Raw genomic sequence first — 15,251 nt, forward strand, 5'->3', positions numbered from 1 at the left:
GGTGCTCGGACGTGCCCTCGGGACCCGGCGGCTGCGCAGGGCGGTGCACAACGCCTCCGCCGACCACGACCCGGCGGGCGCGCTGGCGGCGCTGCGCGAGGTGCGCGCCGAGGTGTCGGGCGCGCTCGCGGACGTCGACGAGGCGGTGCTGGCCGAACTCGTCGGGACGACCGTGCGGCCCGCACTCCTGCCGCTGCTCGTCGAGGCCGACTTCCACGAGCTGGAGCGGGTCGTCTTCCAGGTCGTGCGGGCCTCCGCCGAGCGGCACGAGCCGAGCGGCGTGTGGCGTCCGGTGCTCGCCGCCCGCGACGCGCGGCAGGAGTACGTCGCCGCGCGCGGGTTCCTGATGCGGGTCTACCCGATCCTCGACCCGCAGGACCCGGCCAAGCAGGAGGTCGCGACCGCGCTGGCGCGCCGCAGCGCGCTGCCCGGCGAGACCGAGGCGCCGGAGACCGAGCTGTCGATCTACGTGGACGCGCTGACCCGCGCGCCCACGTTCATGCGGGAGATCATCGACGTCGTCGCGTCGGTGCTGCGGGTCGACCTGGAGTCCGGCGAGCGGCGGATGGAGCAGGCGGCCGAGCTGGCGCTGGACCTGTCCAACCGGCGGATCGAGGCGCCCGGCCTCGACGCCGCGCTCGGCCTCGCCCACCTGATCGTCCTGGACCGGCCCGACACCGCGATCACCCATCTGACCAGGGCGCGGGACGCCGGGCGCAACGACGAGGCGTTCCGGACCATGCTGACCGCCGCCTACCTGCGGGCCGGCGACCGGGCGGCGGCCGAGGCGCTCGGCGGGCACGCGGCGGCCACCTCGTCCCGGTGGGCCAGGGAGATCGCCGTCCTGCTGTGGACGCTGACCTGGCTGGACGACCCGGCGAGCGAGGAGGCGCCCCCGGTCGGGGCCGCCGCGCTGCGCGACTTCGTGATCGGCAGGCTGACCGGGCCCTGGCTCGGCTACGCGGCCGGGCGCATGTTCCTGCTGGAGGGCGACCAGCGGAGCGCCGCGTCGCTGCTCATGCCGCTGGTCGCCGCCGACCCGGTCCGCGCGGAGTGGATCTACCACGCGGCCTGGGCGTGCCTGCTCACCGGCGACCGGGAGGGCGTCGCGCGGTGCTTCGACCGGGTGCGCGGCCAGCCCCTGGAGTGGGCGGTCGCCTGCCTCTGCCTCGACGCCGACCCGGAGAGCGACCGCGCCGAGGAGATCGCCGGCGTGGTGCGGGACGCGCCGCCGCCCTTCACCGCCCTCGCCGGGGTCCGCGCCGGGATGGCGCGCGGCGGGGGCGCCCGCGCGGAGCCGGAGCCCGATGAGGAACCGCCGTGGAACCCCGACGAGGGCGTGCTGCCCGAGCGGCTCGAAGCCTTCCGGACGGTCATGGCCCGCCATGTCGGCCGCAAGGACGACCGGCTCGCCCAGCTCGTCGCCCTGCCGCTGTTCGTCCGGCTCCCCGGCCAGGAGCGGCTGCTGTGGTCGGGGCTGGCCCTCCGCGCGACCGAGCCCGACCAGGGCCGCGAGCTGCTCGACCAGGCCGCGCGGACCTACGGCTACGGCCGGGCCGCGCTCGTCCTCGCCGCCTGGGACGCCGGGCTGAACCGTCCCGGGACGGCGCTGGAGCTGCTCGGCGACGGCGCCCCGCGCGCGGGCGTGAAGGCGGCGTCGCTGGCGGCCTGGGCCATGGCGCGCGACGGCCGGGACGCCGAGGCGTCGGAGCTCCTGCGCGAGCTGAAGGACCGCGGGCAGCACCAGGCGGGCTTCATGCTCGGGCAGCTCCGGATGCGCGCCGCCCTCGCCCGCCACGCCGCCGGCGACGCCGCCGAGGCGCGCCGGATCGCGGCGGAGGCCGCGTCCGAGCTGGCGGAGGCCGTCGCCACGGTTCCCGCCGCGACCAGCGAGATCGTGCGGCTGCTCGGCGGCGCCGCGGCGGCCTTCGCCGGGACCGGCGGCCGGGAGGCCCCCACCCCGCAGCCGTCCATGCAGGCCCACCCGTGGGCGGTGTGGATCCTCGGGATAGCCGCCGCCACGCGGGACCCCGCCGGGGCCGACCTCGGGCTGCTCGAATACCTGGTGATCCTGCTCGACCGCGACGAGCGGCTCGGCCCCGAGCCCTACCTCGACCTCGCGCGGGCCCTGGCGCTGGCCTGCCACCGCGGCCGCGACCGCGCCCGCACCGGGGCGCTGGTCGAGCTGCTCGGCCGCCTCGCGGCGCGGGCCCGGGGCCGCGACGACCTCGCCGAGGTCGTCGCGCTGCACGACCGCGCGGTCCTCGGGCACGCCCAGCGGGAGTCCGACGAGTCCGCGCCGTCCCTCCCGGCGGCCCCGGGCAGCGTCGCGGTCGCGATCGTCCAGGCGGCCCGCGCCCTGCACGGCGGCGACCCGGCGGAGGCGGCGCGGCTGCTGCGCGAGGCCGGTGGCGGCGACGCCGCCGACGCCTGGATCTGCGTGGTCCTCGCGGGCGCGGTCGAGGGGACCCCCGTCGCGGACGCCGCGGCCGAGCCGCCCCTGGACGAGCTGTCCGCGCGGGCGCGGATGGCCGTCCACCTCGCGCGGGCGGCGAGCCTGTCGGTGGACGAGCCGGACCGCTGCCTGGAGCAGGTCGCCGCGCTGCTGTCGTCCCCCGGCGCGGAGGCGGTCTCCCGGCTGGTCGACATCGACCGCGTCCTGCCCATGCTGTGCGCGGCGAAGGGCGCCCCGAAAGGCGGCGCGCGGCGGGGGTCCTCGCCGCTGGCCGAGTTCGTGGAGCGGCTGGCCGAGACGCCGGGGGTGCGGTTCGACCCGGTCGTGCTCGCCCGCTGCGCCACGGCGACCGGCGCCCTGGACGCCGCCGACCGGCTGTGGCGGCGGGCCCTTTCCGCCGAGCCCGATCCGCCCGCGCCGCTGCGCGAGGAATTCGCCCGCCTCCTCTGCCACCGCGCCCAGCGCGCCCGCCAGAACGGCTCCCCTCTCGACGCGGCGGGACTTCTCCGGCAGGCCGGTCAGGTGCTGTCGTCCGGCCCCATTCCAGAAGGGACGCCCGCGTGAGATCCAAGCCGTCCGCCGACGAACTGTTCGCGCTCGCCGACGCCCTGGAACTGGAGGCGTGCACGGACCGGCTGATCGCCCTGGAATCGCTGGAGCCGCCGGAGGCGATGAAACGCACCGGCCGTTACCGCAGGCTCGAAGCCGCCATTGAGCAGAACGGCGACCTGCGGGCGGCCCTGCTCCGGGAGACCGACGCCGAGGCGGCCCGGCAATGGGCCCGGCATCTGGAGGTGGGCGGCCCCGACATCGACGTCTACCATTCGCTCGCGGTCGCCTACCGGGAAAGGGCGTTCCGGCGGCTCGCCGGCCCCGGCCCGGCGGAGGCGGAGCTGGAGGCGGCCACCGCCCTCTGGTTCCTGCTGCTGGCCAGCCCGGCGTTCTGGGAGCGCCAAGGCGACGTGGACGACGAGTCGCGCGTCCGTTCACAGCTCGCGACCGAACTGCTGGAGATCCACGCCCGCCAGGGCGCCCGCGCCCTGGCGGCGGGCGAGCACGCGGTCGCCCGCACGCACCTGAACTGCCTCGCCGCCTGCCGGTCCGGCGGCGAGGCGGTCGAGGGGCTGCTCCAGCGGCAGAGCGTCCCCTACGACTACGCGGTGGACCGCGAACGCGCGGACGAGATCGCCGCCGTCGCCGCCGGACTCCTCGACGCGTGGTGCGCCGACGTCGTCCAGACCGCCGAACGGATCACCACCGAACCCGAGCGGCTGACCCGGCTTCCGGAGGGGCTGCCCGCCGACTACGCGGCGGGAATCGAGCACCTGGGGCCGTTCCTGAGCCTCGGGGTCCCGTTCAAACAGGCATTGCGCACATGCCTCGGCTGGTACAACTCGTGGTGCGATTTCATGCTGGTCGACGGCGGGCGCCCGAAGGTCAAGACGGTCGTCGACCAGGCCCGTTCCTGCGCGGACGAACTCGCCGCCATCTGTGAAAAGGGAGACTCACTGAAGATCGAGAATCAGGCCCTCGCGGAGCACCACCTCTTCCGCGCCGCCGCGCTGGATCCGGGGCCCGGTCAGGAACGCGAGCTGACCGCCGCGCTGGAATGGAGCCCGGCCAACAGCGAGGCCACCACCTGGCTCGAAAGAATCCGTTCGCGATAGGAGAGGGAGGGCTGGAGAAATGAGCAACCAGACGGGGCGCAACCCCTTCCACGCGCTCGGGCTGCCCGTCGACGCCGACCGGGAACTCATCGTCGAACGCGGCCAGGAGATGGCCGACCTCGCCACGAGCGACGAGGAGCGCGACGTCTACCGCTGGGCCGTGGGCGAGCTGATCCACGACGAGGCCGCCCGCAGGGTCCACGCGATCCTCGAAGTCCCCGGGACCGACTACGACGACGACCGGTGGGCCCGGTTCGAGCGCCGGCACCGCGCGAGCCCGGTGGACCCCGCGGCGCTGCGCGCCGCGGGCCGGCCCTCGCCCGAGGTGTTCGACATCCCGCAGATCATCGACGTGGTCCTGGACTGGATGCTCACCCCGCCCGAGGTGGACGTCGACGAGGCCGTCCGGCACGTGCCCGTCCGGCCCCGGCTCGACGAGCCCCCGCTGGAGGTGTCCGATGTCCTCTTCGGATGAGGCCGGGCCGGTGCCCGAGGACCTGCCCTACGGATGGGACGCCTTCGAGGAGCGCCCGGCCCCTCCGGACCCGGCGCTCGTCTCGCCCGCCGCCGAGATGGGCGCGGCGCTGCAACTCCACCGGTCCGCGCTCAGCGCCGAGCGGGGCCGGTCCCAGGCCGCGCTCGACCAGGCGCTCGACATGGCCTACGACCAGGTGGCCCTGCTCGCCCGGTGGGACGTGGCGCTGAACCGCCACCGGGACGCGCTCGCCGAGGCCGGGCTCGGCCGCGTCCACCAGGAGTTCCGGCTGCTGAAGGACGAGGCGCTCGACCTGCTGCGCCGGGGCGGCGTCACCTACGAGGACCCCACCGACCGCCCGCTCGCCGAGGTGGAGGACCGGGTCGAGGTGAAGGGCTGGAAGTACGGCGCCGAGTACACGGCCGAGGTCGTGGCGCGGACGATCGAGCCGGTCGTGCTGCGCGAGGGGGCGGTGGTCCGCCCCGGGCTGGTGCTGATGGGGGCGCCCGAGCCCGAAGAAGAAGAGCGGGACGCAACCGGCGACCACGACGAGGATGGGGAAGGCACGCGATGACACAGGTCGTGAGCAAGGCGGTCGGCATCGACCTCGGCACCACCAACAGCGCCGTCGCCATCATGGATCCGACCGACACCGACATCGTCATCCACCGCGATCCGGTCACCAAGTTCCGCACGACGCCGAGCTGCGTCTGGCGCTCGGGCCCCGACGCCGAGCTGGTCGTCGGCCGCCGGGCGCGCAACCAGGTGGGCCGCCGCCCCGAGCCGATCACCTCGATCAAGCGGAGCATGGGGCAGCCGGGCAGCGTGCGGCTCGCGGGGGCGCCGATCACGCCCGAGGCGGTGTCGGCGGCGATCCTCGCGGAGATGAAGCGCCAGATCGAGGAGGACGTCGCGCGCTTCGAGACCTCCGACACGACCTGGCAGGTCGACCGCGCCATCGTCACCGTGCCCGCCTACTTCGACCAGCCGCAGATCGACGCGACCCGCCGGGCCGCCGAGATGGCGGGCCTGGAATGCCTGGAGCTGCTGCACGAGCCGACGGCCGCCGCGTCCCACCACTGCTGGCGCACCGGCCGCCGCGACGGGACCTTCATGGTCTACGACCTCGGCGGCGGGACGTTCGACGTCAGCGTCGTGCGGTGCACGGCCGGGGTCTACGAGGTGCTCGGCATCAGCGGCAACAACCGGCTGGGCGGGGACGACATCGACGCCGACTTCACCCGCCACCTGCTGGAGATGCTCTGCGCCGAGGGCGCGGCGCTCGACCTCGACCCGCACGGCGACGCCGACGACCGGCTGCTGTTCGACGACATCAAGCGGCTCGCCGAGGGCGTGAAGGTCGGGCTGTCCAGCGAGCCCGACTACGCCTGGCGCGAGAACGGGCGGATCCTCGACAAGGCGGGCGACCCCGTGCTGATCGAGGCGGTCATCGAGCGGTCCGAGCTGGACGCGGTCGTCCGCCCGCACGTCGAGCGGACGCTCGCCTACTGCCACGAGGCCCTCGAACGCGCCCAGGAGAAGGCGGGCATCTCACTGTCGGACGTGGACGAGATCATCCTCGCGGGCGGCTCCACGCACATCCCGCTCGTCCGGGAGATGGTGGCCACCGAGCTGTGCGCGGGAGCCAAGTGCGACGAGCCCGTCTACGAGCAGGTCGACACCGTCGTGGCGATGGGCGCCGCGATCCGCGCGGCGGTGACCGGCGGGCTGTCGGTCTACGACTCCGAGCGCACCGTCCGGGTCTCCTTCCGCGGCACCTCGGCCAGCGCGCGGGAGACCACGCACGTCGGCGGGACGGTCGAGTCGCTCACCGGCGAGCACGACCTCACCGGCGGCTACGTCAAGCTCCAGACCCCCGACGGCGTCGAGGACGACTCCGACATCGGACCGCGCGGCAGCTTCGCCTTCAAGGGCGTCGCCCTCCGGCAGGGCGTGGAGACCATGCTCGGGTTCGAGGTGTTCGACCGCGACGACCGGCTCGTGGCGGCGGTCGGGCGTCCGATCACCCAGAGCGAGGAGGCGCGCCGGCTGCCCGGCGTGAGCAACACCGCCGTCTGCCCCAAGGCCATCCTGCTGGAGGTCAACCAGGCGGGCCAGAAGCGCCGCAAGACGCTGATCCCCGAGCTCCAGGAACTGCCGACGAGCGCGGAGTTCGACTTCTCCCACCCCGGCGACACCGAGACGCTGCTGCTCCCCATCTACCAGCGGAGCAAGAACATCCAGGTGATCCGGGTCCCGGTGGACTCCTCGACGCCGCGCGGCACCCGAATCCACCTTGAGGTGCAGATGGACCGCCACTCCTACCTCACCGCCCAGGGCACGATCGGCGACCAGCCGTTCGAGTTCGACGTGCAGGCCCCGGCGGAGCGCGCGATGCCGAGCCCCGACGAGGTCACCGGCCTGGAGCAGGGGTTCCAGGACGCCGCGTCCTTCCTGCCCGCCGGGCGCCGCGCCACCGTCTCCATCCAGTTCGACATGGCGCTCAAGGCCTACAGGCGGTCGCAGGAGACCGGCGACGAGAAGGGCGCGGTGCACGAGTTCGAGCAGATGGAGGAGATCCTCGCCGGCATCCAGGTGGCCAGTGCGCCGCTCCAGCCGCTGAAGGGCGACTTCGACAAGATCGTCAGTGACTGCGACGAGATCAACTCCTACCTCGCGGGCGCCGACAAGGTCCACGACGCGCAGGAGATGAGCCGTTCGATCGAGGCCCAGCGGGTCCGGGGCGAGAAGGCGTACCGGGAGAGCGACCAGGCCGCCTACAGCGAGGTCTTCCGGCAGCTGGAGGCCTACCGGTCCTACCTCCTCGACCGCTACCGGCAGAACAAGCCGGCGGGCACCGAGATGTCGCCGGAGGAGCGGGCGTCGCTGATCGTGCAGATCGCGGAGGAGGAGGCCGAGACCGTCCACCGCAACACCGTGCTCGCCGGGCGGGACGACCTGCGCGCCACCGTCGAGGGCATCCGGCGGGACCTGAAGGAGCTCGGCGGCCGGGCCGCCCGCGACCCCCAGTCCGTCATCCAGCGGGCCGTGCGGACGCGCGACGAGCTGGAGCGGATCAACAACCTGCTCCAGTCGGCGCCCGGCGAGGCCGACGGCAAGCTCTTCGAGGACTTCTAGGAGCGCCGATGAACGCGGTGACGGTGAAATGCCCGTTCCCCCGGTGCGGGGCGGAGAACGACCACGACGCGGCCGAATGCGGCAGGTGCGGGGCGCCGGTCCGGAGCTACGCCCTGCTCTCGGGCTACTCCGCGCACCTGTTCAACCGCGGCCTCGCGGCGGCGCGGGAGAACCGGCTCGCGGAGGCCCACGGCTACTTCGCGGCGGTGGTGCACTGGTGCCCGTCCGACATCGAGGCGCGCAACGCGTTCGCGCTCGCCTGCCAGGCGCTCGGGCACGCCGGCGAGGCCCGGGACGCCTGGGAGGAGGTGCTGCGCCGCAGGCCGGGCGACCGGCTCGCGGGCCTCGGCCTCACCCGGGCGGCGGCCCCTGATCCTCCTGCGCCGCTTCCTGATCCTCCGCCGAGCGGGGCTCCGGCACCGGCTCCTCCGGCGGAGGCTCCCGCTCGATCGTCCGAAGGTCCCTGAGCAGGCGGCCGGTGTCCACGCCGAGCCGGTCGAGGAAGATGTGGGCGGCGGACCGGGAGTCCGACAGCAGGGCGCTCAGGACCGCCGCCTCGCCGATCGGCGCGCCCGCGCCGCCGTCCCAGGCCGTCGCGAGCGCGCCGAAGGAGCGCTGGGTGAACTTGCCGGGCCTGATGCCCGGCGCGTAGAGGACGTGGAGCGCGTCCTCGGCCGCGCCGCCCTGCGCCTCCAGCGCCCGGCGCAGCACCGTGCTGCCCGCCGCGGCGAACCCCTGGAGGAAGGTGTGCGACTCGACGACCCTCCGCTTGCCCGCCGCCAGGATCAGGGCCGCGGTGACGGCCCTGGCCGTGCCGTCCGCGAGGAGGTCGGGGGGCAGCCTGCCGTCCGCGTCGAGCCTGCCGGTGAGGCCGCCGGGTGAGGACCTGACGGCCGCCGCGTTCGCCGCCGGCACGACCTTCGTGTCGGTGTCGGCGGGGGTGACGGCTCCGGTCAGGGTGTCGGCCGCGGTCCCCGTGTCGGTGGCGGTGCCGGTGGCGGTGTCGGTCGCCGTCTCCGGCTGCGTCGTCGTGTCCGTCGCGGAGGCTTCGGGCTCGGCCGCGGGGGCGACGGCCGCGTCGGGGCAGAACAGCTGCTGCACGGTGACGCCGACGGCCTCGGGGATCTCCGCCGAGGTACCGCCGTCGGTGCCCGCGAACGCGAGCGCGATGTCGCGCGGGCTGATGACCGTGCGGCCCTGGGCCGCCGCGTCCTCCTCGGCCTGGAGCAGGACGCCGTGGACGGTGTCGGACAGCTCGATCTCCTCCGAGCGCCGCTCCCCGGCCTCGTCCCGCGTCCCGACGAACATGTGCAGGATCGCGGAGAGCATGGCCAGCCGTTCGGCGCCCACCCCGCGCACCATCGTGGCCTGGAGCTCGGTCTCGGTGATGAGGGCGAAGAGCAGTTCGACGGAGGTGACCAGGCCGCTGGACTCCGCGACGACGTAGGCGCGGCGCAGCAGCTCGATCGCCGCGTCGGAATAGCTCGTCTGCCCTTCCTCCTCCGCCGGCGGCGCGGGGGCCGCCGGGGGCGCTCCGCCGGTGATGTGCACCCCGGGGTTGCTGTAGAGGAGGAAGGAGGCCCACCCGGCGTCGGCCTCGTTCAGCAGCGCGTGGCGTGCCCTGCGCACCGCCGAGCCGGCCGTCTGGTCCTCCAGCAGCCGCTGGTAGAACTCCTCGGCGAAGAGTTTGGCGCTGCGCTCGGAGACCTCGGCCCTGGTGCCCACGACCACCTTCGCGCCCATCGTCAGGAACGACAGGCACAGGTTCGCGATCGGACGGGCCGACTGGCAGCCGTTGACGAACACCACGGGCGGCGCCCCCGCCATCGTGGCGATCCGCAGCGCGGCCTCGTTCAGGATCTCGCGGCCGTGCAGCATCAGGCCGCTGTCGGCGGGCTTGCTGGTGAGCGAGACGTGCCCGCAGTAGTGCAGCAGGTCGAAGGAGGTCGCCCTGAGCTGCTTGACCACGCTGACCAGCGTGGCCCGCGCGCCCAGCAGCAGCGTGCACTCCGTCCCGCGCTCGGTCAGCCACTTGGCGACGTGCTCGGCCTCCGACCGCGCCATGGGCTGGTCCCCGAGCGGGTCGCCGACGATCAGCGCGCGCTCGATGCGGCCCACCTCCCGGCCGCTGACCGGGAGCTTCCGCACGATCGAGCCCTGCCCGAGGTCCTGGGTGAGGCCGAGGAAGTCCGTCCCGTCGTGGAGCAGGTCCCAGGGGACCACCGACTCGTCGGTCCGCACGAGCAGCGGGCCCTGCGAGAGGCGTATGCGGGTCGCGATCTCGGGCTCGCCGTCGCCCTGCGCCGAACGGAACAGCAGCTGGTACAGCAGTTGCCCGTGCTCGGTGAGCTTCGCGCGGTGGTCCACGCGGCCGCCCGGCGCCGGGTCGTCGTTCGTCGCCCTGTCCAGCGCCGACCGCAGCACGTTGTTGATGTCGGTGCAGACGGCCTCGACGAGCGCCTGGGGGATCTCGACCGAGTTCTCGTACTCCAGCGCGCCGCCGACCCCGCTGCCGGCGGTGCGCAGATCGTAGGAGTAGCGGGTCTTGTCGTCGTTCCGGCTGACCATGACGCGCAGCATGGTCACCGGTTCAGCCGCCGTCATGGCCCCCCGCATTGCCGTGCCGGTCGATGAACCGCTCGATGATCTGGGTCTCGGCGGGGGTCGGCGGGCTGGTCACGGTGACGGAGTTCCCGTCGATCGTGAGCGTGATCGAGGGCGGCGTCTCGGTTTGGCGGGGGGTCCGCTGGAGCCAGATCTGCACGATCTGGACCACGGTGGCGATCGTGGCGACCGATTCCACGACCAGGCCGAAGATCTCCGTCGTCGAGGCCCGCCGCCCGGGGGGCGGCGTCGCGACGTTCACCTCGTGGATCTTGACGACGCCGGCGTCCGGGGTGTCCTGCAGCGCGTCCCGCAGCCCGCGGCGCAGTCGCTCCGCGTCATGGTGATCGTCGACTCCGTCGAGTCTCAGTTCGAATTCCAGATGGGGGCTCATACGGATTCATCCTCTGCGGAGGCGTTCGACCAGGGACGACCTTAACTCTGCCACCGACCGCGCGCCGAAATCGAGCGGTTCGCCATGAACGCGGTGGACGTGAGATCACACGTTGTATGTCCAGTCTAAAGCCTCGGGTCTGATCACCATTGAGACCTTTGGGCGAGGCGGCGGATGGCGCTCTGGAGGGGAGACCGCCCGGCGCGGCGGCTCCTAGCGTTTCGTATGGCGGCCCACCGATTCGCTCCACTATCCCTGGGGGAAAGGTGTCACAGTCCAAGAAGCCCGTTCTGACCCGTCGGACCCTGCTCGGCGGCGCCACCGCCGCGGGGGTCGGGGCCGCGTTCGGCTCCGTGCTGCCCGCCCACGCCGACGCGGGAGGCGCATCCCGGCCGAACGCGATCGAGCAGGGGCGGATCGACGCGGTCGCGGCGCGTCTCGACCGCGGCCTGATCGCGTTGCGCGACGACATCCACCGGCACCCGGAGGCCGCGGGCGAGGAGCGGCGCACCGCCGCGCTGGTGGCGGCCCGGCTCCGCGCGGCCGGGCTCTCGGTGCGGCGCGGCGTGGGCGGGACCGGCGTCGTCGGCGTGCTGGACGGCGCGCTCCCCGGCCGCACCGTCGCCTACCGCGCCGACATGGACGCGGTGCCTCCCGGCGACCAGATCGAGGGCGGAGCGGAGGTCGCGCACTGCTGCGGGCACGATCTGCACACCGCGATCGGCGTCGGCGTGGCGCAGGTCCTCGCGCGCCTGCGGGACCGGCTCGGCGGCCGGCTCGTGTTCTTCTTCCAGCCCGGCGAGGAGGCGCTGATGGGCGCCCGCGCGATGATCGACGCCGGGGTGCTGGAGTGGACCCGCCCCGAGGAGATCCACGCGCTGCACTGCGGCCCGTTCCCGGTCGGCCGGCTGGCGGTCACGCCGGGGGTGGGGCTGCCGGGGCTCGACCGTCCCACCATCGCGGTGCCGGGGCCGGACGCGGCGGAGCGGGCGCGGCGCCTCGCCGCCGAGATCAACGGGCTCGGCACGGTGGCGTTCCCGGAGACGCACGCCGACTACGAGCGGGTCGTCCGCGAACTGGAGACCCCGGACGGCCCGCTGGCGCGGTTCATCCTGACCAACGCGAGGACCGGCGAGCCGGACGCGGCGGGCCGGGGCACGGTGGAGGTGGCCTACCGCTGCTGGCCCGAGGAACGGTATGTGGAGGTCAGGGAGCAGATCGGCCGGGTCGCCGCGGCCTACGAGGGCGCGCGCGTCGACTTCTCCGCCGACCCGTTCCCGGCGATGGTCTGCCCGGAGAAGGACGCGCTCGCGCTGAACCGGCACCTGCGCGGCACGTTCGGCCCCGGCGCCACCACCGAGCTGCACGCCGCGTTCCCCTTCAACGGCGAGGACTTCGCGCTGTTCCTCGACCGCATGCCCGGCACGTTCACCTTCCTCGGCGTCCGGCGGCCGGGTGCGGACATCACGACCTGCTACCCGCACTTCGGCGGCTTCGACCCGGACCTGCGGGCGATCGGGGTCGGCGTCCGCGCGATGTCGGGCTGGCTCGCCGAACGCCTCCGGGGCTGACCTCTGTGGGCGTCGCGGGCCCGGCCGGGCCCGCGACGCCCACCCGTCAGACGCCGAGCCGCTCGGACGCGAGCGCGGTGCCCTCGACCCGCGCGCGGACCTTGGCGAACGCGATCTCGCGGGAGGTGGAGGTGTCGTCGGCGAAGGGCGAGAACCCGCAGTCGTCGCAGGTGCCGAGGCGGTCGGCCGGCAGGTGGCGGGCGGCGGCCAGGACGCGGTCGCGCACCTCCTCGGCGGTCTCCACGCGCGGGTCGATCGGGTCGGTCACGCCGACGAAGACCCGCGCGCCGGCGGGCAGGTGCTCGGCGATGACCGCCAGCACCCGCTCGGGGTCGGCCTCGCTGGCGAGCTGGACGTAGAAGTTGCCGGCTTTGAGCTGGAACAGCTTCGGCAGCAGCCCGGCGTAGTCGACGTCGAGGCTGTGCGTGGAGTCCTGGTCGCCGCCCGGGCAGGTGTGCACGCCGATGCGGGCGCGCTCCTCGTCGCCGAACCGCTCCAGCACCCGGTTGTTCAGCGCGACGAAGTCGTCCAGCAGGCCGCCGCTCGGGTCGAGCTTCAGCGAGAGCCGCCCCTCGGTGAAGTCGAGCTGGACGGCGTGCGCGCCCGCGTCCAGGCAGGCCCGGATGTCGGCCTCGGCCTCGGAGGCGAGGTCGTCGAGGAAGTCCTTGGCCGGGTACCCGTCGATGCCGTCGGCGGGGTAGAGCAGGCTCAGCGCGGACGGCGCGATGACCGCCTGCTTGACCGGGACGCTCGCGTGCTCCCGGGCGGCGCGCAGGTAGGTCTCGGCCCGCGCCGCGTAGCGGAACGGTCCCGCCGCCAGCCGGGGGAGCTGCCGGGTGTGGCCGTCGGCGAACGGGATCACGGCGCCGTCGGGGTCGAGCCCGCTCAGGCCCGCGATCGGGTAGGTGAGGAAGCTCGGCTTGGTCTGCTCGCCGTCGGTGACGACCGGGGAGCCGGCCTCCTCAAGGCGCTGGATCGTGTCGGCGACGGCACGGCCGCCGGCCTCGCCGAGTTCGGCGTCGCTGAGACCGCCCTCGGCGTGCGCCTGGACGGCGGCCAGCAGCTCGGCGGGACGGGGAATGCTGCCGATCGGTTCGGTGGGGATGCCCATGCGGTGAAACCTAGGTCACCGGATCGGCCATTTCAATTACGCAGCGTAATTTTCTCGCTACTTGGCCGCATCAGGTCATCGGACGGTCCAGGCCGCCGCCCGTGAATGCCATTTGTCCTCAGTGTCATTCTGCATCCGCGGCGCGATTCCGCCAGCTTTTACGGGGTGAATTTTCCGGGTTTTCCGGAGTTGCCGGGCCGGTTGCCGCGACCCGGTCGGAGTGGGCGGAGCGGGCGGCCGGCCACCCGTCCCGCGGCGGCGGCGCCTCATGGGCCAGCCCGGCGAGGACGGCCCGCACGAGCCGTTCGGCCTCGGTCTCGACCGCCCGGGGACCGTCCAGCCGGACGAGGCCGTCCATGAGCAGCGTGGCGAGCCCGTGGACGGCGGCCCAGAAGAGGAACTCGGCCCCGGGCCGCGCCGAGGGCGCGAGACCGCCGCCGGCCAGCAGCCGGTCGAGTTCGACGGTGAGCGCGTCGTGCGGGTGCGGCGAGACCGGGCCGACCGCGCCACCGGCGCCGAACGCCAGGCGCGCGACGGCCGGGTCGTCCACGGCCCAGGCGACATAGCCCCGGCCGTAGGCGATGAGGCGTTCCAGCGGGTCGGCCGACGCGGCGTCCGCGTCGAGCGCGAGGCGTTCCCCGAGCCGGGCGAGGACGCGCCCGGAGAGCGCGCCGACGAGCGCGCCGCGCGAGTCGAAGTGGTGGTAGGCGGCGCTGGGGCTGACGCCGACCCGGGCCGACGCCTCGCGCAGTGACCAGCCGTCGGGCCCGCGCTCGCGGACGAGCGCCTCGGCGGCGTCGAGCAGCGCGCCCCTGAGGTCGCCGTGGTGGTAGCGGGCCCTGGCCATGGCGACGATCTTAACACCGTTCAGATATGCGCTACGCTCGGAGACGTTATCTGAACAGTGCTCAGATTGGAGTCCGCCATGTGCCCCTCGCCGACGCTGCCCGAGCGGTCCGCGCCGCCCCTCGTCCGGGGGGAGCCGGCCGAGGTCGCGCCCGGGGTGTTCGTGATCGCGGATCGCCGGGTGCCGATCGTCCCCAACGTGGGCGTCGTCCTCGGCGATGACGCCGCGCTGGTCGTCGACACCGGCATCGGGCCCCGCAACGGCGCCTACGTCCTGGAGCGGGCGAGGCGGCTGGCGGGAGATCGGCCGCTCTACCTGACCCTCACCCACTTCCACCCCGAGCACGGGTTCGGCGCGCAGGCGTTCAAGGGCGAGGCGACGATCGTCTACAACCGCGCCCAGCGGGACGAGCTGCACCGCAAGGGCGCCGGACATGTCGAGATGTTCCGAGGGCTCGGCCCGGCCGTCGCCGCCGAGCTCGAAGGCGTGCGGCTCGTCGACCCCGACGTGGTCCACGCCGGCGAGGCGGAGATCGACCTCGGCGGGCGGAGCGTCCTGCTGCGCGAGGTCGGCCCGGCGCACACCGTCGGCGACCAGGTCGTCCTCGTGGACGGCGGGACGCTGTTCGGCGGCGACCTGCTGGAGACCCGCATGTTCCCGATCGCGCCGTTCTTCCCGCCGCACGACACCGACGTCGAGCCGGGCCGGTGGATCGGCGTGCTCGACGACCTCCTCGCCCTCGGCCCCGAGGTCGTCGTCCCCGGCCACGGCGAGGTGGGCGGCACGGAGGTCATCAAGGACGTGCGCGACTACCTCGACCACGTCCGGGGCGAGGCGGCGCGGCTGCGCGCGGGCGGCGTCCCCGTCGAGGAGGCGGTCGAGGCGGTCGGCGCGGACGCCCGCGAGCGCTGGGACACCTGGGACCACGGGGAGTACATCGGCCTCACCGTCCGCGCCTTCTACCGCTGAGCCCCGGCCGCCCGTCCTTC

At 74.2% G+C, this 15,251-nt stretch carries 12 protein-coding genes; 8 read left to right on the forward strand and 4 right to left on the reverse strand.

Annotation, left to right across the window (positions count from 1 at the left end):
- Nucleotide 1 precedes the first annotated feature (1 nt).
- The 6 genes from KLI87_RS07430 to KLI87_RS07455 are packed head-to-tail and all read left to right on the forward strand — an operon-like array spanning nucleotide 2 to nucleotide 8,202.
- Nucleotides 2-3,019, forward strand: coding sequence for a hypothetical protein (locus KLI87_RS07430; protein ID WP_214616323.1), 3,018 nt, complete (start codon nucleotides 2-4; stop codon nucleotides 3,017-3,019).
- On the forward strand, nucleotides 3,016-4,122 hold the full coding sequence (locus tag KLI87_RS07435) for a hypothetical protein (protein WP_214616324.1): 1,107 nt from the start codon (nucleotides 3,016-3,018) through the stop codon (nucleotides 4,120-4,122). Before KLI87_RS07430 ends, KLI87_RS07435 begins: the two co-directional genes overlap by 4 nt.
- Nucleotides 4,123-4,141: 19 nt before the next feature.
- A complete protein-coding gene (locus tag KLI87_RS07440) occupies nucleotides 4,142-4,597 on the forward strand; it encodes a hypothetical protein (RefSeq protein WP_156214198.1) in 456 nt (151 codons plus the stop codon).
- The gene (locus tag KLI87_RS07445) at nucleotides 4,581-5,171 is read left to right on the forward strand and encodes a hypothetical protein (protein ID WP_156214197.1); all 591 of its coding nucleotides are present in this window, start codon (nucleotides 4,581-4,583) and stop codon (nucleotides 5,169-5,171) included. Before KLI87_RS07440 ends, KLI87_RS07445 begins: the two co-directional genes overlap by 17 nt.
- Complete coding sequence (locus KLI87_RS07450; RefSeq protein ID WP_214616325.1) at nucleotides 5,168-7,735, forward strand: Hsp70 family protein; 2,568 nt, start codon at nucleotides 5,168-5,170, stop codon at nucleotides 7,733-7,735. Before KLI87_RS07445 ends, KLI87_RS07450 begins: the two co-directional genes overlap by 4 nt.
- Nucleotides 7,736-7,743: 8 nt before the next feature.
- The gene (locus KLI87_RS07455; RefSeq protein WP_156214195.1) at nucleotides 7,744-8,202 is read left to right on the forward strand and encodes a hypothetical protein; all 459 of its coding nucleotides are present in this window, start codon (nucleotides 7,744-7,746) and stop codon (nucleotides 8,200-8,202) included.
- Here the strand turns inward: KLI87_RS07455 and KLI87_RS07460 are convergent.
- Together KLI87_RS07460 and KLI87_RS07465 are read right to left on the reverse strand one after the other, a co-directional pair.
- Nucleotides 8,087-10,339 (reverse strand): CHAT domain-containing protein, encoded by a 2,253-nt coding sequence (locus KLI87_RS07460; protein ID WP_214616326.1) that lies wholly within the window; start codon nucleotides 10,337-10,339, stop codon nucleotides 8,087-8,089. The genes KLI87_RS07455 and KLI87_RS07460 overlap by 116 nt on opposite strands.
- Nucleotides 10,326-10,733, reverse strand: a complete 408-nt coding sequence (locus KLI87_RS07465; RefSeq protein ID WP_156214193.1) for a hypothetical protein — start codon at nucleotides 10,731-10,733, stop codon at nucleotides 10,326-10,328. Before KLI87_RS07465 ends, KLI87_RS07460 begins: the two co-directional genes overlap by 14 nt.
- A gap of 266 nt (nucleotides 10,734-10,999) precedes the next feature.
- On the opposite strand from KLI87_RS07465, the gene KLI87_RS07470 reads away from it, so the two are divergent.
- A complete protein-coding gene (locus KLI87_RS07470) occupies nucleotides 11,000-12,304 on the forward strand; it encodes a M20 family metallopeptidase (protein WP_214616327.1) in 1,305 nt (434 codons plus the stop codon).
- A 46-nt stretch (nucleotides 12,305-12,350) separates the two neighbouring features.
- On the opposite strand, the gene KLI87_RS07475 is transcribed toward KLI87_RS07470, so the two are convergent.
- Nucleotides 12,351-13,415, reverse strand: coding sequence for a cobalamin-independent methionine synthase II family protein (locus KLI87_RS07475; protein ID WP_214616328.1), 1,065 nt, complete (start codon nucleotides 13,413-13,415; stop codon nucleotides 12,351-12,353).
- 124 nt (nucleotides 13,416-13,539) lie between these two features.
- Complete coding sequence (locus KLI87_RS07480) at nucleotides 13,540-14,262, reverse strand: TetR/AcrR family transcriptional regulator (protein WP_214616329.1); 723 nt, start codon at nucleotides 14,260-14,262, stop codon at nucleotides 13,540-13,542.
- Between the two features lie 66 nt (nucleotides 14,263-14,328).
- Here KLI87_RS07480 and KLI87_RS07485 point away from each other — a divergent pair, with 66 nt between their 5' ends.
- Nucleotides 14,329-15,231 carry an MBL fold metallo-hydrolase gene (locus KLI87_RS07485; RefSeq protein WP_214616330.1) on the forward strand — a complete coding sequence of 301 codons (903 nt, stop codon included), beginning with the start codon at nucleotides 14,329-14,331 and terminating at the stop codon, nucleotides 15,229-15,231.
- Nucleotides 15,232-15,251 lie beyond the last annotated feature (20 nt).

Origin of the sequence: Actinomadura sp. NEAU-AAG7 (genome assembly GCF_018603865.1) — a bacterium.
GTDB classification, from domain to species: Bacteria; Actinomycetota; Actinomycetes; order Streptosporangiales; family Streptosporangiaceae; genus Spirillospora; species Spirillospora litoris.